The organism is Pseudoduganella sp. GW821-FHT11H04, assembly GCF_058807935.1.
In genome coordinates, this window is record NZ_JBXARE010000010.1 from 58,372 (window position 1) to 77,942 (window position 19,571).

Annotated in this window: 20 protein-coding genes; 5 read left to right on the forward strand and 15 right to left on the reverse strand. The window is 60.8% G+C overall.

The genetic code is table 11. The annotated features are described in order from the left end of the window. Nucleotides 1–52 precede the first annotated feature (52 nt). Both AC1RTP_RS20400 and AC1RTP_RS20405 read left to right on the forward strand, forming a co-directional pair. The gene (locus AC1RTP_RS20400) at nt 53–820 is read left to right on the forward strand and encodes a CPBP family intramembrane glutamic endopeptidase (protein WP_498609956.1); all 768 of its coding nucleotides are present in this window, start codon (nt 53–55) and stop codon (nt 818–820) included. Further along, on the forward strand, nt 817–1,494 hold the full coding sequence (locus tag AC1RTP_RS20405) for a penicillin-insensitive murein endopeptidase (protein WP_498609958.1): 678 nt from the start codon (nt 817–819) through the stop codon (nt 1,492–1,494). Before AC1RTP_RS20400 ends, AC1RTP_RS20405 begins: the two co-directional genes overlap by 4 nt. On the opposite strand, the gene AC1RTP_RS20410 is transcribed toward AC1RTP_RS20405, so the two are convergent. From AC1RTP_RS20410 to ubiE, 12 genes are all read right to left on the reverse strand, one after another. Then, nucleotides 1,487–2,392, reverse strand: coding sequence for a DUF3667 domain-containing protein (locus AC1RTP_RS20410; protein WP_498609959.1), 906 nt, complete (start codon nt 2,390–2,392; stop codon nt 1,487–1,489). The genes AC1RTP_RS20405 and AC1RTP_RS20410 overlap by 8 nt on opposite strands. A 33-nt stretch (nt 2,393–2,425) precedes the next feature. Then, entirely contained in the window at nt 2,426–4,126 is a 1,701-nt protein-coding gene (locus AC1RTP_RS20415; protein ID WP_498609961.1) for an ATP-binding protein, read from the reverse strand. Then, nucleotides 4,123–5,409: an HD-GYP domain-containing protein gene (locus AC1RTP_RS20420; RefSeq protein ID WP_498609963.1), complete on the reverse strand. Its 1,287-nt coding sequence runs from the start codon at nt 5,407–5,409 to the stop codon at nt 4,123–4,125. Before AC1RTP_RS20420 ends, AC1RTP_RS20415 begins: the two co-directional genes overlap by 4 nt. A 77-nt stretch (nt 5,410–5,486) precedes the next feature. After that, nucleotides 5,487–5,936: a dihydroneopterin triphosphate diphosphatase gene (gene nudB / locus AC1RTP_RS20425; protein WP_498609964.1), complete on the reverse strand. Its 450-nt coding sequence runs from the start codon at nt 5,934–5,936 to the stop codon at nt 5,487–5,489. A gap of 101 nt (nt 5,937–6,037) precedes the next feature. After that, nucleotides 6,038–7,843, reverse strand: coding sequence for an aspartate--tRNA ligase (gene aspS / locus AC1RTP_RS20430; protein ID WP_498609965.1), 1,806 nt, complete (start codon nt 7,841–7,843; stop codon nt 6,038–6,040). A 27-nt stretch (nt 7,844–7,870) separates the two neighbouring features. Beyond that, the gene (locus tag AC1RTP_RS20435; protein WP_498609966.1) at nt 7,871–8,458 is read right to left on the reverse strand and encodes a DUF502 domain-containing protein; all 588 of its coding nucleotides are present in this window, start codon (nt 8,456–8,458) and stop codon (nt 7,871–7,873) included. Nucleotides 8,459–8,479: 21 nt separating this feature from the next. Next, nucleotides 8,480–8,767 (reverse strand): FmdB family zinc ribbon protein, encoded by a 288-nt coding sequence (locus tag AC1RTP_RS20440; protein WP_498609968.1) that lies wholly within the window; start codon nt 8,765–8,767, stop codon nt 8,480–8,482. A gap of 33 nt (nt 8,768–8,800) precedes the next feature. After that, entirely contained in the window at nt 8,801–9,307 is a 507-nt protein-coding gene (locus AC1RTP_RS20445) for a methyltransferase (protein WP_498609970.1), read from the reverse strand. 166 nt (nt 9,308–9,473) lie between these two features. Next, entirely contained in the window at nt 9,474–11,033 is a 1,560-nt protein-coding gene (gene ubiB, locus AC1RTP_RS20450) for a ubiquinone biosynthesis regulatory protein kinase UbiB (RefSeq protein WP_498609971.1), read from the reverse strand. Beyond that, nucleotides 11,030–11,635 (reverse strand): ubiquinone biosynthesis accessory factor UbiJ, encoded by a 606-nt coding sequence (locus AC1RTP_RS20455; RefSeq protein WP_498609973.1) that lies wholly within the window; start codon nt 11,633–11,635, stop codon nt 11,030–11,032. The genes ubiB and AC1RTP_RS20455 overlap by 4 nt, the downstream gene beginning before the upstream one ends. Before the next feature lie 79 nt (nt 11,636–11,714). Next, nucleotides 11,715–12,671 carry a Tim44 domain-containing protein gene (locus AC1RTP_RS20460; protein WP_498610140.1) on the reverse strand — a complete coding sequence of 319 codons (957 nt, stop codon included), beginning with the start codon at nt 12,669–12,671 and terminating at the stop codon, nt 11,715–11,717. 11 nt (nt 12,672–12,682) lie between these two features. Then, entirely contained in the window at nt 12,683–13,417 is a 735-nt protein-coding gene (gene ubiE, locus AC1RTP_RS20465; protein ID WP_498609975.1) for a bifunctional demethylmenaquinone methyltransferase/2-methoxy-6-polyprenyl-1,4-benzoquinol methylase UbiE, read from the reverse strand. Nucleotides 13,418–13,550: 133 nt separating this feature from the next. Here ubiE and AC1RTP_RS20470 point away from each other — a divergent pair, with 133 nt between their 5' ends. The 3 genes from AC1RTP_RS20470 to AC1RTP_RS20480 all read left to right on the forward strand — a co-directional run bounded on the left by AC1RTP_RS20470 (nt 13,551) and on the right by AC1RTP_RS20480 (nt 14,618). After that, the gene (locus AC1RTP_RS20470; protein WP_028101568.1) at nt 13,551–13,799 is read left to right on the forward strand and encodes a hypothetical protein; all 249 of its coding nucleotides are present in this window, start codon (nt 13,551–13,553) and stop codon (nt 13,797–13,799) included. 83 nt (nt 13,800–13,882) lie between these two features. Further along, entirely contained in the window at nt 13,883–14,386 is a 504-nt protein-coding gene (locus AC1RTP_RS20475; RefSeq protein ID WP_498609977.1) for a hypothetical protein, read from the forward strand. After that, nucleotides 14,355–14,618 carry a hypothetical protein gene (locus tag AC1RTP_RS20480; RefSeq protein WP_498609979.1) on the forward strand — a complete coding sequence of 88 codons (264 nt, stop codon included), beginning with the start codon at nt 14,355–14,357 and terminating at the stop codon, nt 14,616–14,618. The genes AC1RTP_RS20475 and AC1RTP_RS20480 overlap by 32 nt, the downstream gene beginning before the upstream one ends. A 1-nt stretch (nt 14,619) precedes the next feature. Here AC1RTP_RS20480 and AC1RTP_RS20485 read toward each other — a convergent pair whose 3' ends face one another. Genes AC1RTP_RS20485 through AC1RTP_RS20495 form a run of 3 tightly spaced genes read right to left on the reverse strand, consistent with a single transcriptional unit; the run spans nt 14,620 to nt 19,498 of the window. Then, entirely contained in the window at nt 14,620–15,039 is a 420-nt protein-coding gene (locus AC1RTP_RS20485; protein ID WP_498609980.1) for a gamma-butyrobetaine hydroxylase family protein, read from the reverse strand. Continuing rightward, nucleotides 15,036–15,494 carry an HIT family protein gene (locus AC1RTP_RS20490; protein WP_498609982.1) on the reverse strand — a complete coding sequence of 153 codons (459 nt, stop codon included), beginning with the start codon at nt 15,492–15,494 and terminating at the stop codon, nt 15,036–15,038. Before AC1RTP_RS20490 ends, AC1RTP_RS20485 begins: the two co-directional genes overlap by 4 nt. Continuing rightward, complete coding sequence (locus tag AC1RTP_RS20495) at nt 15,491–19,498, reverse strand: DUF3683 domain-containing protein (protein WP_498609983.1); 4,008 nt, start codon at nt 19,496–19,498, stop codon at nt 15,491–15,493. The genes AC1RTP_RS20490 and AC1RTP_RS20495 overlap by 4 nt, the downstream gene beginning before the upstream one ends. Between the last annotated feature and the right edge of the window lie 73 nt (nt 19,499–19,571).

Here is a 19,571-nt window from a genome sequence, read left to right on the forward strand (position 1 = left end):
CCCGGCTTGCTCAGTGTCAAAAGTGTCTGGAATTGCATTATAGTCATGCCCCATGAACGAACGACACGCGACCTTCCCGTCCGCCCTCGAGGCCTTCTTCCTGGTGCTCTGCCTTTGGGGCCTTGATTGCCTGATGGCCAGTGCCATGTACGACGCCCGCCATTGGCTGGGGATGGAAGACTTCTATGGACTTGGCACCATTGCCCAGCTGCTGGCAAACGGCATCCTCTTCACCGCGCTGCTGCAATGGAAGAACCTGAGCTACCGCGAACTGTTCACCGCCTCACGTTCGGCCTCGGCGGCGACTATTCTCCTGGTGGTACCGCTGGTCCTGCTGGCCACGCCCCTATACCTGCTGGTGATGGGCTGGCTGGAAGACCTGCTGCAAGCCGCCTTCCCCATGAACGCCAGCCTGGAAGAACAATTCCGCGTAATGAGCGAACTCAGGCTGCCGCAAATCGTTGCCGCTTGCGTGATGGCGCCCATCGTGGAAGAAATGCTGTTCCGAGGAATCGTGTTGCGCAGCTTTCTGCAGCAATACGATCGCGGCTACGCCATTCTTGGCTCTGCGGTGGTATTCGGCTTTGCCCACGGGAATATGTACCAGTTCGTTGGCGCGACCTGTTTCGGCATTGTTGCGGGATGGCTGTACGAACGCACGCGCTCCCTGCTCCCTGGCATTGCCATGCACGCCGCCGTCAATACCAGCCTCACGTTCTGGCCGGATGCTGAGGGAGCCAGCGCTGCAGTCTTGCTCACCTTGCTGGCCCTGCCGGCCTGCTATGGGCTGCGCCGCTTCCTTTCCGCTCCTGCGCGATGAAGCCGGTTTGTCTTGCCGCCACCGTGCTTCTGGCCCTGTGCTCGGTTTCGGCGGATGCCGCCAGCACCTGCCATGGCACCGTCAACAAAGGCAGTATCGAGGACAGCGTGCAGCTGCCAACCGATGGCGCCAACTTCTCGGCCTACAGCGCCTTAGGCGCGGCCATGGGCCGCAACTATGTGCACAGCGAAGTGGCGGCCATTATGCTGGACGCATATGCCAAGCTCGAACGCGCGGCGCCCGCCTCGCTCTACGTATATGGCGAAACCGGCTTCGCGCACGGTGGCCGCATCCGTCCTCACCGCACGCACAACAACGGCCTCTCGGTAGACTTCTTCGTGCCGGTGCGCGACAAGGCTGGCAAGCCGGCGCGGCTGCCGACGCCGGCCACGCAGCGCTTCGGCTATGACATTGAATTCGACAAGGACGCGCGCTACGGCGAATACAGCATCGACTTCGCTGCGATCGCCGAGCACCTGTACCAGCTCGACCAGGCCGCCCGCGCACGCGGCCACGGCCTCGCCCTCGTCATCTTCGACACCGCCTACCTGCCGCGCCTGTTCGACACGCCGCGCGGTTCCGCGCTAAAGCAGCTCAACTTCATGAAGGGCAAGCCGTGGGTGCGGCATGACGAGCATTACCATGTCGACTTCGCCATCCCTTGCTTCAATTGACGGGCGCGTGCTTCAGCGCCATGCTGCCGTACAAGGCAATCCACATACAGAAGCGGAAGCTGGTCCAGATCAGGTATGCAACTGCGGCGCCGCGCAGCAAGACAAGCAGCCAGTTTCCGCCATACACCTTGCGCATTGCCAGCAGCAGATAGATGGGCGCGGCCACCATGAAGGCGGTCCACACATAGTTGCCGCTGATCGTGGCCACCGATAACCCAAACAGGGCCGCCGCCAGCCAATGGATGGAAAACACCAGGTGCTCGCCATAGCGCCAGCCCGTGCCCAGCTGCGCGAGCTTGAGCCAGCCTGCCAGAACCGGGATCAGCAGCAGTGCGACGGTGGGCCCGGTCGCCAGCCAGAAATTCATGATTTCCTGTGTTTGCTCCTCTTTCGACAAGGAATACATGCGTCCATAGTTTTCAGAGAATGTCGTGCTGTTGCGCCGGAACGCTTCCACGACCAACTTTTGCAGGGGCACCATTTTCGCCTCTATCTCGGCCTGGGTGCTACCGGGATGCTTGGCAGCATTTGCCGGCGGCATGATCGGATTAACCATGAATGTCAGCTTCACGGCGAGAAATGCGAGCAACGAGACCGTCAGCAAGAGTCGCAACGGGTCGATAAAGCGCGTACGGCGGCCGCGGATGAATTCAAGCGTCAATTGTCCTGGGCGCAGCAGCAATGCCTTCAGCGTCGGCCAGAGCTTGCCCTCCGCCGCCACATAATGGCCGACGAAATGGTGAATGAACTCGTGGGCGCTGGCGACATGCACATGCGCCTTTTGGCCGCATTGACCACAATACGTTGCGGAGACCGGGGCGTGGCAGTTATGGCAGGCGCCGGTGTGCTGGGGACGGATGGTGCTGGCGCGTGGGCCAAGGTGGAAGAAGCGTTTCATGCGCCGCATCTTAACGAGCGGCGGCGCACTTAGTCAATTTACAACATCGTTTTCCGCTGCGGCGGGAGACATCTGTCGCGGCAGGATCACACGGAAGGTGGTGCCCTTGCCGATTTCGCTTTCCACCTCGATGCGGCCGCCGTGCTTTTGCACAATGCTGTAGGACAGCGACAAGCCCAGCCCCGTTCCCTTCCCTACCGGCTTGGTGGTGAAGAAGGGCTCGAAAATTCGGCCCAGGTATTCGGCCGCGATGCCGCTGCCCGTATCGCTCACCGACACCGTCACCATCTCGTTCTCATAGCTGGTGCGCACCGTGATGCGGCCGCGCGACTCAATGGCGTGGGCGGCGTTGACCAGCAGGTTCATGAACACCTGGTTCAGCTGCGAAGGAATGCATTCGATCTCCGGCACGCCGCCGTATTCCTTGATCACTTCCGCCTTGTATTTCAGTTCGTTCCATACGACGTTCAGCGTGCTGTCCAGGCCCGTCTCCAGGTTGGCCACCAACACATCGCCGCCGCCAACGTGCGAGAAGTCCTTCATGTCCTGCACGATGCGCTTGATGCGGTCCAGGCCATCCATCGATTCGGCCAGGAGGCTGCCAAGGTCTTCGCGCAGGTAGTCGGCGTCAATCTCCTTGCGCAGGGCATTCAGCTCGCCGCGGTCCTGGTCGGGCAAATGCATTTCCCGGGCCTCGTAAGCATCGAGAAGGCGCATCAGCGACTGCATATAGCGCTGCAGGCTGCTCAGGTTGGAGTTGACGAAGCCGACTGGGTTGTTGATCTCGTGCGCCACCCCCGCAGCCAGCACGCCGATGGAGGCCATCTTCTCAGATTGCAGCAACTGGTTCTGCGCCTCACCCAGCCTGCGGATCAATTCCGACTGGCGCGCCTTCTCGCTTTCGAGCGTGATGTTTGCCATCTGCAGCGCCAGCGTACGTTCATGGACGCGGTCCTCCAGCTGGTCGCGCGACTCGCGCAACGCATGTTCGGTGTGTTCGCGCTCCGTAATGTCGAGGAAGCCGAACACGCGGCCGATAATGCGTTCGCCCAGGAACTGCGGGCGCGAACGGCATTCGAACACGCGGCCATCGCGCAGGTGCAGCAGGTCCAGCGCCTCGTGTGGGTCGCTCACTTGCTGCAGGCGCTCGCGGCACGCATCAAGTTCAACCACGTTCTCGGTCAGGAATTCGAGGATGGCAGAATCGTTGCCGCTCCTGAGGAAGGCATCCGGGATATGCCACATCTCGCTGAACTGGCGGTTCATGCTGGCGATCTTGTTGTGCCAGTCGATCACCAGGATGCCGTTGCCGGTAGCCTCCAGCGTGGTGCGCAGCTGGGAGAGGGTCTGCTCCAGCACGTCCTCCACCTTGCGCTCCTGGCGCGCATCGCGGGCCAGAATCAGGATCAGCCAGCGCTCTTCATGGCGCAGCACGCGCAGCGATTTCATCACCATGATCTGCGTACCGTCGGCACGCTGGTACTCGCCCTCCTGCGCATCGATGTCCTGGAAATGGCCGCCGCGCACATCCTCCCAATAGAACACGTCCTGCAGCGAGCTTTCGATATCGGTGACCAGCATCTCCATCAGCTGCGCCGCCGTGTAACCCAGCACCTGCTCCGCCACCTTGTTGGCGATCATGATGCGCAAGTCGGATGGATCGACCAGCAACATCATATGCGGGCTGTGATCAAGCATCAGCTGGCGCAATTGGATTCGCAGTTCTGTGCTCACCCCGCAGCTCCCTGGCCCGGTTTGGTAGCATCGAAATAATAGCTGACGCGATTGCGCGGACTAAGGTAGGCATAGATTTCCTTCGGCACTTGCGAAGGCTTGATGGCGCGCATGATGTTCAGGTCAGCTTCCCGTTCCATGTCCACCATGATCGCGTCTTCGCGCGGCACGCCGGGCTCGAACACCACCAGCTCCGGCTTGTTGGGCTTTTCGGTATTGACGGTGGAGACCATGCCGGTGGCGCCGTTCGAGAGTTGCACGATGGTGCCGGGCGGGTAGACGCCCAGGCAGCGGATGAAGACCTGCAGCAGCTTGGGATCGAATTTGCCGCGATTCTTGGCGAACATCAGCGACAGCGCTTCATGCGGGGTCAGGCCCGGAGTACCGTTGACCGGGTTGCACAGGCGGTCGTAATAGTTGGCGATAGCGACAATGCGCGCCAGCACGCCGATCTCCTCGCCTTTCAGGTGGCGCGGGTAGCCGCTGCCGTCGTACATCTCGTGGTGGTCGCGCACGATGGCCACGGCGGCGGCCGGGAACTTGAGCTGCTGGCCCATCTCCGTGCCGACCGCACAGTGGGTTTCGTACATGTTCTGCTCGGAATGGGTCCAGGGCTCGGTCTTGCTTAGCACCTTGTCCGGGATATTGCGAACGCCAAGGTCATGGAACATGGCGCCGACGCCCATCGGGCCCGCCACCTCACGCGGCAGCTTGATGTCGCGCGCAATCATCATCGATAGCATAGTGACGTTCAGCGAGTGCAGGTAAATCTCCTCGCCACCGGTGCGGTCGCCCATCACGTGGATTGCCAGTTCCGGCGCGCTCAGGATGGAGTCCGCGATCTTGCCGATCATCTCGCTGGCCTTCTGCAGGTTTTCGGCCGGGCGCGCGAAGATGTTCTTCTCCATGTCCTTCATGGCGCGCGCAGTGTCGACAAAGGCATGTTCGATACGGGCCGCATTCTCGCGCTGCTGGCGCATGCGCTCCATCATGGCGCGCTTGGCGGCGAGTTCGGGAGATTCGGGCGCCGGCGTTGGCGGCGCTGCAGCTTCGGCCGCCGCAGCAGCGGGTGCGGTGACGGACAGCGCGACCGGCTGCACATCGCTCAGGGAAGGGTCGAAGCGGATCTTGTGCAAGCCGAGGCTGCGCAACTGGTGGATCTGCTCCTGCGACTTGATCTTGAAATGGCTGAAGGCAAATGGATGCTCGAACCACTTCAGGTCGAGGTGGACGTATAAGCCGACTTGCAACTGCTCCAGCGAGATATCCTGTGTCTCCGACATGGCGTTTGCCCCCAGCGGTCAGTCGATGTCCGATTATAGCCAAACGCCAAGAGTGCGATTAACGAGCAATATGCTAGTTAGATGTGCTGGGCGAGCTGGAGGACGGCTTCGGCGTTGGATGGGGAAAAGCAGCGGTCGGCGGCTTCGAGGTAAGGCAGCCAAACGTAGTCGGTGTGTTCGCGCGGGCTGAGCATCACGGGGATGTTGCGCGGCACTTGCACGCTGAAGATGTGTTCGAGGTTGTGGGTGACGCCAGGTTCGTAGCGGTGGCGCCAGATCGGGTAGATCTCGTAGATGTTCTGCAGGCCCCAGTCGCGCAGCACGATGTCCTTGCCGTCGGCGACGATGCCGGTTTCTTCGAACAGTTCGCGGGTGGCGGTGGTGAGCAGGGGTTCGTCGAGGGCGTCCTTGGAGCCGGTGACGGACTGCCAGTAGCCGGGATTGCCGGCGCGCTCGATCAGGAGCACTTCCATGTCGGCGGTGTGGATCACCACCAGGACGGATTCGGGGATTTTGTAGGGCTTCATTCTTAACCCGGGAAACCTGGGTCAGACCCAAGGGTCAGACCCTGTCTGCGGCGCGGTCAGTGGAGTGTCAGACCCTTGGGTCTGACACTGCCTTACCGGGTTTAGCCGGCCACCTTAGGCTCAGCCGCACGCAGGCGGATGTGCAGTTCACGCAGTTGCTTCTCGTCGACCGGCGATGGAGCCTGGGTCAGCAAGCACTGGGCGCGCTGGGTTTTCGGGAAAGCGATCACATCGCGGATCGAATCGGACTTGGTCATCAGGGTCACGATACGATCCAGGCCGAAGGCCAGGCCGCCGTGCGGAGGCGCGCCGTACTGCAGCGCATCCAGCAGGAAGCCGAACTTCTCGCGTGCTTCTTCAGCACCGATCTTCAGCGCGCGGAACACTTTCGACTGCACTTCTTCGCGGTGGATACGGATCGAGCCGCCGCCCAGTTCCCAGCCGTTCAGCACCATATCGTAAGCCTTGGCGATACATGCGCCTGGATTGGTTTCCAGCATGTCTTCGTGGCCGTCTTTTGGCGAAGTGAATGGGTGGTGGGTTGCGGTCCAGCGGTCTTCTTCTTCGTCGTATTCGAACATTGGGAAGTCGATCACCCACAGCGGCGCCCACACGTCGTTAAACAGGCCGTTGGCCTTGCCGAACTCGGAGTGGCCGATCTTCACGCGCAGCGCACCGATCGCATCGTTCACAACCTTCGCCTTGTCGGCGCCGAAGAAGATCAGGTCGCCGTCTTGTGCGTCGGTGCGCTCCAGGATGGTGTTCAGCACGTCGTCGCTGATGTTCTTCACGATCGGCGACTGCAGGCCGTCACGGCCCTTCGACTTGTCGTTGACCTTGATGTAAGCCAGGCCCTTGGCGCCGTAGATGGCGACGAACTGGGTGTACGCGTCGATTTCCGAACGCGGCATGTCGGCGCCCTTAGGCACGCGCATACCAACCACGCGGCCGTTGGCCATGTTGGCGGCGCCGGAGAAGACCTTGAACTCAACGTTCTTCATCACGTCGGTCAGTTCGGTGAATTCCAGCTGCACGCGCATGTCCGGCTTGTCCGAACCGTACTTGCCCATCGCTTCTGCAAAGTCCATCACAGGGAATGGGTTTGGCAGGTCCACATCCATGGTGTTCTTGAACACGTTGCGGATCATGGTTTCGAACAGGTCGCGGATCTCCTGCTCGTTCAGGAACGAGGTTTCGCAGTCGATCTGCGTGAATTCCGGCTGGCGGTCAGCGCGCAGGTCTTCGTCGCGGAAGCACTTGGTGATCTGGTAGTAGCGGTCGAAGTTGGCGACCATCAGCAGCTGCTTGAACAGCTGCGGCGATTGCGGCAGCGCGAAGAATTCGTGCGCGTTCACGCGGGATGGCACCAGGTAGTCGCGCGCGCCTTCCGGGGTCGACTTGGTCAGTACCGGGGTTTCGATATCGATGAAGCCCAGGTTGTCCAGGTACTTGCGCACTTCCATCGACACCTTGTAACGCAGGCGCAGGTTGTTCTGCATCTGTGGACGGCGCAGGTCCAGCACGCGGTGGGTCAGGCGGGTGGTTTCGGACAGGTTGTCGTCGTCCAGCTGGAACGGCACTGGCACGGAAGCGTTCAGCACTTCCACTTTAGCGGCAACGACTTCGATCTTGCCCGACTTCAGGTTGTTGTTAACGGTGCCGGCCAGGCGGTCTTTCACGGTGCCGGTGATGCGCAGGCAGTACTCGTTACGCACGGATTCGGCGACGGAGAACACTTCCGCCTGGTCCGGGTTGCAGACCACCTGCACCAAGCCTTCGCGGTCGCGCAGGTCGATGAAGATCACACCGCCGTGGTCGCGGCGACGATGCACCCAGCCGCACAGGCTGACGGTTTGACCAATGAGGGCTTCGGTAACGAGGCCGCAGTATTCGGTACGCATGGACATATTGATTCTCGGTTTCAGGTTAAATTTTTATTCAGGGACGACAACGCCCATCGAAACGATGTACTTCAGTGCGGCATCGACGCTCATATCGAGTTCGACTACGTCATTTTTCGGCATCATCAGGAAGAAGCCGGAAGTTGGATTCGGCGTGGTTGGCACGTAGACGGAAATGTACTCGCCATCCAGGTGCTTCTGTACTTCGGTGGCCGGCGCGCCGGTCAGGAAGCCGATGGTGCGCGAACCCGCATGCGGGTAAGGCACCAGCACGGCTTTGCGGAAAGCATTGCCGGAATCGGAGAACAGCGTATCCGATACCTGCTTCACGCTGCCATACAGGGAGCTGACCACCGGAATCCGGTGCAGCAGCTTTTCCCACTGCCTGACGACGAAATTGCCGACCAGGTTATTGGTCAGCAGGCCGGTAATGAACACGATCAGCACGGTCAGGATAGTGCCCAGGCCTGGGATATCGAAACCGATCAGGGTACGCGGCTGCCAGCGCTCCGGAACGATCAGGAGCGACTGGTCCATGGTGCTGATGATGATATTGAGCACCCAGGCGGTAATCGCCAGGGGGACCAGGATCAGCAAGCCGGTAATGAAATATTTGCGCATCGTGTTCCTTGTGCGGGGTAATTACGCCTCGCTGGTGGACTTCGCTGGTGCCGGTGCAGGCGCCGGAGCGGCTGCTGCCGGAGCGTCGGTTTTAGGCGCACTGGCGACGCCGGTCGCCGGGGCGGTGCCGCCACGGAAATCGGTGACATACCAGCCGGTGCCCTTCAGTTGGAAGCCGGCCGCGGTCAGTTGCTTTTTAAAGGTGGACTTGCCGCAGGAAGGGCAATCCGTGAGCTGCGGATCGGAGATCTTTTGCAGCACATCCTTGGCAAAGCCACATTCCTCGCAGCGGTAAGCGTAGATTGGCATCTATTACTCCGCAAAAAACATCAAAACCCTGAATTATAAAGCTTTTTTCCGGCGCCAGGCCATCCAGCGCTCCTTGCCCTGGAATACCGGGATGGAGTCACTGGCCGGTTCGTCCCACTCCTTGCTGAAGTGAGCGCTCATTAACTTCTCCAGCTGCTGGCTGTCGGCGCCGAAGGGTGGACCCTTGGGGTTGTTGTCGAAGAAGAAGTAGCCTAGCAGGAGGCCGTCTTCAGGCAACAAATCAGCCCAGCGCTTGACCACGCGCGGCCACATATCGCGCGGCATGGCGCAGAGGAAGGCGCGCTCATAGATGACGTCGAGCGCCTGGACCGGCTCGAACTCGAAGAAATCGGCCTGGATGACGTGCTCGCGCCAGCGGCCGACGGCTTGTTGCGCCGCAACAACGGCGGCGGGGGAGAAGTCGATGGCGGTGGCGTTCCAGCCGGCTTCGCAGAAGGCTTGCAGCTCGTGGCCGATGCCGCAGCCGGGGATCAGCGCCGAAAACCGGTAGGGCGGTGTCTGACCCGCAGGGTCAGACACCTCGAGACGCGGCCGCCGCAGGCCAGGTGTCTGATCCTGCGGGTCAGACACCGAACTACCGGTTTGGAGCCAAGCAGAGAGTTGCGCCGGCACCCCGCCCCGATCCCAAGGCGTAAACTCCGCCTCAAACCGCTGGTCCCAAAACTCCGCCGTCCGCGGATCGCGGTTAGTGAAGTCGGGCATAAGCCACAAACGCCACCGCGCCCACCACAAACGACCCAACAAAGAACGCAAAGAACGACAGCAAGCGATTGGTGTGCCGCTGCTCCGCCACCAGGTGCGCTAGCAGTTGCTTGGTCTCCACATCGCGATCAGCGGCTACGGTCAGCGCCTGGTGCGCCAGTCGCGGCAACTGCGGGAAGATATGCGAATATCTCGGCGCCTCCGCCTTGAACTTCTCGATAAACCCGCGCCAGCCCACCTGCTCCGCCATCCAGCGCTCCAGGTAAGGCTTGGCCGTCTTCCACAAATCCAGGTCCGGATCGAGCTGGCGGCCCAGGCCTTCAATATTCAGCAGCGTCTTTTGCAGCAGCACCAACTGCGGCTGCACTTCCACATTGAAGCGGCGCGAAGTCTGGAACAGGCGCAAAAGCACCTGGCCAAACGAAATATCCTTCAGCGGACGATCGAAGATAGGCTCGCAGCAAGCACGCACCGCAGCTTCCAGTTCGTCGACGCGGGTCTCCTTGGGAGCCCAGCCTGATTCGATATGCGCCTCTGCCACGCGCTTGTAATCGCGGCGGAAGAAGGCCAGGAAATTCTGCGACAGATAATCCTTGTCGTAATCGTTCAGCGTACCGACGATGCCGAAGTCGAGCGCGATATAGCGGCCAAACGATTCCGGCTCGATCGACACCAGGATATTCCCCGGGTGCATATCGGCGTGGAAGAAGCCATCGCGGAACACCTGGGTGAAGAAAATCTCCACGCCGTCGGACGACAGCTTTTTCAAATCCACGCCTGCTTCGATCAGGCGATCGATCTGCGACACCGGGATGCCATGCATGCGCTCCATCACGATCACATTGTTGGAGCAGTAGTCCCAATACATCTCCGGTACCAGCAGCAGCTTGGAATCGGCGAAATTGCGGCGCAGCTGGCTGGCGTTGGCCGCCTCGCGCATCAGGTCCAGTTCATCGTGCAGGTATTTATCGAACTCCTGCACCACTTCCTGGATCTTCAGCCGTTTGGAATCGGCCCACACGCGGTTGATGAAGTTGGCCGCAATATGCATCAGCGCCACGTCTTCATCGATCAGCTTCTTCATGCCCGGGCGCAGGACTTTGACCGCCACCTGGGTGCCATCCTTCAGCGCTGCAAAGTGCACCTGGGCGATGGAAGCTGAAGCCACCGGCACGCGTTCAAAGCGCGCGAACAATTCGTCAGGGTGCGCTCCCAGCGACTCTTCGATCATCTTGATCGCCAGGTCGGAATCGAACGGCGGCACGCGGTCCTGCAACTTGGACAGCTCGGCCACGATATCGAGCGGAAAAAGGTCGCTGCGCGTGGAAAGCACCTGGCCGAACTTCACGAAGATCGGGCCCAGCTCCTCCAGCGCGCGGCGCAAACGCACGGCGCGCGGCGTCGACAGGTCGCGCCAGAAGAAGACGATATCGAGGAATTTGCTGATGCGCGGCTTGTCGAAGCCGGAAATGGCGATTTCGTCCAGCCCGTAGCGGACGGAGACGCGGACAATCTTGAACAGCCGGAGGAATTTACGGATCATTTAGCCAATTTTTGTTCGAGTTTTTCCAGGCGCTTGCTGGCGCGTTCCACATCATCACGGAAGCGGGTTACGTCGGCCGCAAAGCCTTCAGCCGTCAAAGGGCGAATCAGCAGCGGGTTCTCGTCGAGGAAGTATTCCGCGACATTTTCAGCCACCTTGCGCTGGCCGTTGCGCGCGCCTTGCACCAGCGCCTTGGCGCCCTGCACCAGGCGCACAGCCGCGATCGGGCCGACCAATTTTTCCAGGTCGTACTCGGCTTCCCAGCGCAGCGATTGCGACAAGCGCGAGATGGCGTTGGCGAATTCGGCATCGCCTTCGATCTGCACGTAAGAGAAGGCGCGTTCACGATTTTGCGCAATCAGCGGCAGGTCGCTCAATTTCAGGCGGATCGTCACCGCCGCCGCGTCGCTGCCCGCCGCCTCCACCATGCCATCCGGCGCCACGCGCAGGCGCAGCACTGCCGGGCTGGCGTCGATCACCGCGACTTTGCCGGCGTGCAGCTTGAGCTCAGTGCGCGCCCATGGCTCCTGCGCCAGCAGGTGGTTGATGGTGGCGGCTGCCGGCATGCTCAGGCCGGGCAACTTTGGCGGGGATGGGAACATATTCAAGTCGGTCCAAATAAAACAAAACCGCCCCGGATAGCCAGGGCGGTCTCGATCTTACCAGTTAAAGCACGCCAGGTCAGGCCAGCTGCTGGATACCTGCCAGCATCCAGCCGGTGTTGCCGTTAAGCGGCTTGCTGAAGTTCCAGACTTCCTGGAACGATTCCGGCAGCGCATCTGCGGCAGGTTTCATTTTGCCCCAGAACTTCACGCTGACCAGGTGATCCCGGCCATCGTTTTCCATGCCCAGCATCTCGGCTTCGATCGCTACCACATCGGTGTACTCGGCTTGCGCACCGCGCTCCTGGATCTGCATACGCAGTTCAGCAAAGACTTCAGGCGTGGTGAAGGTGCGGATATCTTCCACATCACCTTTATCCCAGGCCGCTTGCAAGCGGATGTAGTTGGACTTGGCCGCGCGCAGGAAACCCGGCGCATCGAAATCAGCAGGCACACCCCAAGGAGTGTGAGCAACCGCAGGGGCAGCCAGCGGCTGAACCACGGGCTCGAAAGCCGCAGGCTGCGCCTGCTGCTGGTGCAGGCCCGAACCGATGTCCGGAGTCGAGGAGCCGCCGTTATAAGCGTTGTTGCCGCTGAAAGCCGGCTGCAGCGCAGGCTGCGACTTACGGCGCAGCATGCTGAAGATAAAGAAGATCACGCCGCCGATCAGGGCGATCATCAAGATCGAGCTGATGGCCGACGCCATTGCGCCGCCCAGGCCGAAGTGCGACAGCAGTGCGCCCAAGCCGAGACCCAGCAGCGCGCCGCCGAGAATACCCTTCCACATGCTTGGCTTCTTGGCCACTGGAGCCGCCGGCGCCGCTGCAGGTGCGGCGGCAGGACGTGCAGCGTTAGGCGCTGCAGTCGGCGCAGCCGGCGCAGGCGCCGGTGCAGCCTGGCGCGGCATGCTGCTCACGTTCGAGGACTGGCGGCCAAAGGATTTGCCGCCGCCCATAGGACGTGCCGACAATTCACTCATCATGCTCAGGGCGGTCAGCGCGATCATCGCGCCGGCCAGGAACTTCTTCATCTTCATTGTCATAAAACTCACATTTTGATGCCGGTGTGGAGGGCGGCCACGCCAGCAGTCAGGTTGTAATACTGCACACGCTCCAGACCCGCCGCCTGCATCATGGTCTTCAGCGTTTCCTGGTCAGGATGCATGCGGATGGATTCGGCCAGGTAGCGATAGCTCTCCGAATCGTTGGCCACCTTCTGGCCCATCCACGGCAGCACCGTGAAGGAATAAAAATCGTATGGCTTTTGCAAGACCGGATCCACTTTCGAGAATTCCAGCACCAGCAGCTTGCCGCCCGGCTTCAGCACGCGACGCATTTCAGAAAGAGCAACATCCTTGTGCGTCATATTGCGCAGGCCGAAAGCCACGCTGACACGGTCAAAGTAGTTATCCGGGAATGGCAACTTTTCCGCATCGCAAATCAAAGTGGGGGTCACCAGGCCCTTATTCAAGAGACGGTCGCGACCAACGCGCAGCATCGACTCGTTAATATCGGTCAGCCAGACTTCGCCGCTCGGACCCGCCGCCTTGGCGAATGCCTTGGCCAGGTCGCCGGTGCCGCCCGCAATGTCCAGCACCTTCATGCCTGGACGCACGGCAGCGTTAGCAATAGTGAACGCCTTCCAGATGCGGTGCAGGCCGCCGGACAGCAGGTCGTTCATGATGTCGTACTTGGCGGCGACGGAATGGAAGACCTTGGCGACTTCCTTGACTTTCTCGTCTTCGTTGACGGTTTTATAACCGAAATGGGTGGTGTTGGTCATTTTTAAGGTGCCTTGAGATTGCAGCATTATACATTTGTGGGGTGGCGCACAGATTTTGATGATGCTTGTCAACCAGAATGCTCAACGAGTCGTTTTATGGCTCAGACGATTTGTCGTAATTAGGAGATTTCAGATGGAGCTTCAGCAAAAATTGCCCGCGGACATTTTTTTCCCGGATATCGACGAAGCCACCAAGCAGTTCATCGATGCCACCCGCGCCCAGTCGCGCGCCCTGGCGTCCGCTGAGCCGCATCCGATGACCTTCAACGTCGAGGCAATCCGCCGCCTGACTCCAGAAGCACGTGCCGCTTTCCGCTACATCTGGGAACGCGAGCAGCAGCGCTACGAAGAGTTCCAGCGCCGTAAAATGATGGTCAACTGAAAAATCTTATTTGGGCGACAACATGCCGCCCAATCCTTGATGTATCCGAAAGCAGGCATTCGGGCCAAGCGTAAGCTGGCCCAATGCCCTGCAACATTTACCTAGACACTTCCATCCTCTGTGCCCTGGCCGACCCGCCAGCCCGCAGCGCCTACGCGCGCACCTGCCAGACGCTGACCCGGCGCTGGTTCCGCACCCTTCCCAACACCCTCAACCTCTGTACCTCGACGTTCGCACTCGACAAGATCAAGGCCGGCCCAACTGCTTTGGCATCGGCACGCCTCCGTGCGGCCGAGCCGCTCCATGTGCTTACAACTGAAAATATTTTCACGTCCGAGCTGGAACTTTTTCTGGCAGGCGGAGGTCTTAGGTCGAATACAAGCAAAATTGGTTCAGAAATTGCCTGTGCAGGCTTATTCGGCATCGATCTTTATGCCACGTGGGACTGGCAACAGTTGGAAGCATCACGCTTGGCGTACCTTCGGATCGTACTTGAGCAAGCAGGCCTTTCGGCGCTGAATTTCGTTTCACCTCTTCAATTATTGGAGACCGACTATGAAACACTACAAATTACCGGAGGACGTTGACTTTCCTGACATCGATCCTGTGGACAAGGCGGAAATGGACGCGGCTCATGAGGAAATACTGAAGATATTCGCTGGAAAACCAAAAGCTCAACCGAAGGTGATCTGCTTCACTCCGGAGTTCCTGCGGACCATGCCTGCAAAGAATCGCGCAATGTACAAATATGTATGGCTGCGCCACGTGCGCGAGTATGAGGAATACATGCGCCAGCATCCGGAGCTGGACCGGGATTGAATCAGTGGTGGTGGCCGCAGGCGTGGGCTTTGGAGGCGGCGCCAGGCAGCACGGTGCCCGGTTCGCGGCCGGAGTCGCCGGGGAAGCCGGCAGCTTCCAGGCGCTTCAGGTATTCGGCCCAGTGGTGTTCCTGGCGCTCGCCCAGGTCGTACAGGTAATCCCAGGTGTACAGGCCGGAGTTGTGGCCATCGTCGAAGGTCGGCTTGACAGCGTAATTGCCGACCGGCTCGAGGTTGGTCATGGCGACGTCGCGCTTGCCGACTTGCAGCACCTCCTGGCCCGGGCCGTGCCCCTTCACTTCCGCCGATGGCGAATACACGCGCAGCAGTTCGAAAGGGATATTGAAGCTCGCGCCATCATCGAAGGAAACTTCGAGGTACCGCGATTTGCTGTGGACAGTCAGGCCGGTTGGGTTTTTCATTTCAGGTTCAGGATAATCGCCGCGCGCAGGGCCGGCAACAAGGCCGCACGCGCTGCCACGGCGGCAGGATCGGCTTCGCGCTGCTTCGCGCCCCAGGTCGGGTTCGGGAAGTGCGCATCGTCAGTGTAACGCGGGATCACGTGCCAGTGTACGTGCGGCGTCATATTACCAAAGCTGGCCACGTTGACCTTGTGCGGCGCCATCGCGGTGCGCTGCGCCTGCTCCACTGCCCATACGACCTTCATCACGTGGTCGCGGTCTTCCGGTGACAGGTCGGTCATCTCGCGCACATGGTCATGCCACACCACACGGGTGAAGCCGGGATAGCCCGGCTCGTCGACCAGCACCACAGCCAGGCGCTCATCGCGCCACACCAGCGGGCTCGCCGCGCCGGCGGGCGCCGCATCGAAGCCGGCCAGCAGCTTGCACAGGTCGCAAGTCGCGGTCGTCGTCATACCAGCACCCGTTCGATGCCGCCGTCATTGGCGCGCGCCACATAATCCACCAGCCAGTTGGCGCCCAGCTTGTGCTTGGCGATTTCGATCACGATGTAGTCGGCGGTGGTGCCCGAATCGTCGTTGTAGCGGGTCAAGCCTTGCATGCAGGACGGGCAGGAGGTCAGGATCTTGACGTCGCCGGTGAAGCCGTCGGCACGCAGCTTGTCCGCGCCCGACACCATCTCCTGCTCCTTGCGGAAGCGGACCTGGGTCGAGATATCCGGACGCGCATTGGCCAGCGAACCGGACTCGCCGCAGCAGCGGTCGTTCTTCTCGATCTTCACGTTATCGATGGTGGACACCAGCGCATTCACGGTCTTGATCGGGTCCTGCTGCTTCATCGGCGTGTGGCAAGGATCGTGGTACATGTAGCGCGTACCCTCGACGCCTTCCAGCTTGACGCCCTTCTCCAACAGGAACTCGTGGATATCCATGATGCGGCAGCCCGGGAAGATTTTCTCGAACTCATAGGTCGCCAGCTGGTCATAGCAGGTGCCGCAAGACACCACCACGGTCTTGATGTCCAGGTAGTTCAGCGTATTCGCCATGCGGTGGAAGAGGACGCGGTTATCCGTCATCATCTTCTCAGCCTTGTCGAAATCGCCCGCGCCGCGCTGTGGATAGCCGCAGCACAAATAGCCCGGTGGCAGAACGGTCTGCACGCCCACTTCCCACAGCATGGCCTGAGTTGCCAAGCCGACCTGCGAGAACAGACGCTCCGAACCGCAGCCCGGGAAGTAGAACACCGCTTCCGTATTGGCATTGGTCTTCTTCGGATCGCGGATGATCGGGATCATCTTGTTGTCTTCGATGTCCAGCAGCGCACGCGCCGTCTTCTTCGGCAGGTTGCCAGGCATCTTCTTGTTCACGAAGTGGATCACCTGCTCGCGCACGGCCGGCTTGCCGACGGTCGGAGGCGGCGCCTTGGTCTGCTTGCGCGCCACGGCCTTGAATACTTCGTGGCCCAGGCGCTGCGCCTTGTAGCCCCAGCCGATCATGGTCTGGCGGGTCGCGTTGATGGTCGCCGGATCGGTCGCGTTCAGGAAGAACATGGTCGCCTTCTTGCCCGGATTGAACGACCGCTTGTTCATCTTGCGCAGCAGGTTACGCATATTCATCGACACGTCGCCGAAGTCGATATTGACCGGGCACGGCGTAGCGCACTTGTGGCACACGGTGCAGTGGTCGCTGACGTCTTCGAATTCTTCCCAGTGGCGGATCGAGATGCCGCGGCGGGTCTGCTCTTCGTACAGGAAGGCTTCGATCAGCGCCGAAGTGGCAAGGATCTTGTCGCGCGGCGAGTACAGCAGGTTGGCGCGCGGCACGTGGGTCGAGCACACCGGCTTGCACTTGCCGCAGCGCAGGCAGTCCTTGACGCTGTTGGCGATATCGCCGATATCGCTTTGCTGCATGATCAGCGATTCGTGGCCCATCAGGCCGAAGGACGGCGTGTAGGCGTTTTCCAGCGTCGCTTCCATGCCCGGCAGGTTAAGCAGCTTACCCTTGTTGAAGCGCCCTTCCGGGTCGACGCGTTTCTTGTACTCGCGGAACTCGCCGATTTCTTCTTCAGTCAGGAATTCCAGCTTGGTGATGCCGATGCCGTGCTCGCCCGAGATCACACCATTCAGCGAACGGGCCAGCTTCATGATGCGCGCTACAGCCTTGTGCGCGTCCTGCAGCATCTCGTAGTGATCCGAGTTGACCGGCAGGTTGGTGTGCACGTTGCCGTCGCCGGCGTGCATGTGCAGCGCCACGAAGACGCGGCCATGCAGCACGCGCTTGTGGATCGCTTGCGCTTCTTCGAGGATCTGCTTGTAGGCGCCGCCGTTGAAGATCTGGCGCAGCTGGGCGCGGATTTCCTGCTTCCAGCTGATACGCACGGTACGGTCTTGCGCCACGTCGAACAGGGTCGCTTGCGGCTGGTGCTGCAGGCGGTCGTCCAGCGCGCCGGCCAGGTGCTCCAGGCCCAGCGCCAGCAGCTCGCCGCGCACTTCGGCCAGCGGCTTATCCAGGTTGGCCAGGGTGAAGGTCCAGCGCGCATGCACTTGGTCCACCAGCGCCAGCGCCTGGGATTGACGGTCGCCCAGCATTTCAGCGTAGCCGACCTTGTCGTCGGAAGCGTCGTCGCTCTTGCCGATCGGGAGTTTGTCGGCGGCCAGGAAGGCGCGCAGCTCTTCCGCCAGCTGCAGCTTGTTTTTGATCGACAGCTCGATGTTAATGCGCTCGATGCCGTCGGTGTACTCGCCCATGCGGTTCAGCGGAATCACCACGTCTTCATTGATCTTGAAGGCGTTGGTGTGCTTCGCGATGGCCGCGGTGCGGGCACGGTCCAGCCAGAATTTCTTGCGTGCTTCCGGGCTCACAGCCACGAAGCCTTCGCCGACGCGGGTGTTCGCCAGGCGCACGACTTCGGATGCGGCCAGCGCCACGGCGTCTTCATCGTCGCCGACGATGTCGCCGAACAGCGCCATCTTCGGCAGCACGGCGCGCTTGGACTTGGTGGCGTAGCCGACCGCGCGCAGGTAGCGCTCGTCCAGGTGCTCCAGGCCAGCCAGGCGGATGGTCTTGAATTGTTCGCCCTGAGCCGGCAGGCCGTCCAGGTAATCCTTGATCTCGACGATCGACGGAATCGCATCGCGCGCCTGGCCGAAGAACTCCAGGCAGACGGTGCGCGTGAACTTCGGCATCTTGTGCAGGATCCAGCGCGCCGAGGTAATCAGGCCATCGGTACCCTCTTTCTGCACGCCCGGCAGGCCGGCCAGGAATTTGTCGGTGACATCCTTGCCCAGGCCTTCCTTGCGGAACTTGCGGCCTTCGATTTCCAAAATCTCGGTCTTGAACGGCTCGCCTTTCGATTCGCCGCGGCCGTTCGGGTGTGTCCATTCCAGCTTGAAGCGGGCCAGCGGCGTGTCGTGGATCTTGGACAGGTTGTGGTCCAGGCGCGTGACTTCCAGCCAGTCGCCGTTTGGGTCGACCATGCGCCACGAGGCCAGGTTATCCAATGCGGTGCCCCACAGCACGGCCTTCTTGCCGCCCGCGTTCATGGCGATATTGCCGCCGATGCAGGATGCGTGTGCCGAGGTAGGGTCGACTGCGAAGACGAAGCCCGACTTCTCGGCAGCTTCGCTGACTTTATTGGTAATGACGCCTGCTTCCGAGTGGACGGTCGCGTATTCGCGGTCCAGGCCCGGCAGCATCTTCATTTCAACGGCGCCCAGCTTGAGCAGCTTTTCGGTGTTGATCACCGCCGACAGCGGCGTCAGCGGAATCGCGCCGCCAGTGTAGCCGGTGCCGCCGCCGCGCGGGATGATGGTCAGGCCAAGTTCGATACAGCCTTTCACCAGGCCGGCCATTTCATCTTCGCTGTCCGGGGTCAACACCACGAACGGATACTCGACGCGCCAGTCGGTCGCATCGGTCACGTGGGAAATGCGCTTCATGCCGTCGAAGCAGATGTTGTGCTTCTCGGTGTACTTGCCCAGTACTTTCTGCGTGCGCTTGCGCAGGTCGTACATCTGGCGGAATTCTTCGCCGAAGTCGGCGACTGCCTTGCTGGCTGCCCGCAGCAGTTTCTCCACATTGCCGCTGCGTTTCTGCGATTCGGCGTCTGCTGCGTCGACGGTGGTGCGGCGCTTGTCCACTTCCGTCAGGCGGTGATGCAGCGCGTCGATCAGGGCCTGGCGGCGTTTCGGATTATCCAGCAGATCGTCCTGCAGATAGGGGTTGCGCCGCACGACCCAGATATCACCCAGCACTTCATAAAGCATGCGCGCGGAACGGCCGGTCTGGCGAGACGCCCTCAATTCATCCAGCACCGCCCAGGACTCTTCGCCCAACAGGCGGATCACAATTTCGCGATCAGAGAACGAGGTGTAGTTGTATGGAATTTCCCGCAGGCGGGTAGGGGCGTGGCCATCTGGCGATTCGGCGAGCAGTGCCTGGATTTGTGCTGGTGCGTTCATTATGCGTGGACGGGGGGCTGACGCTGGGACAGGCCATTCTATCTTATTGCGGCGCACAAGATGAAAACAGCCT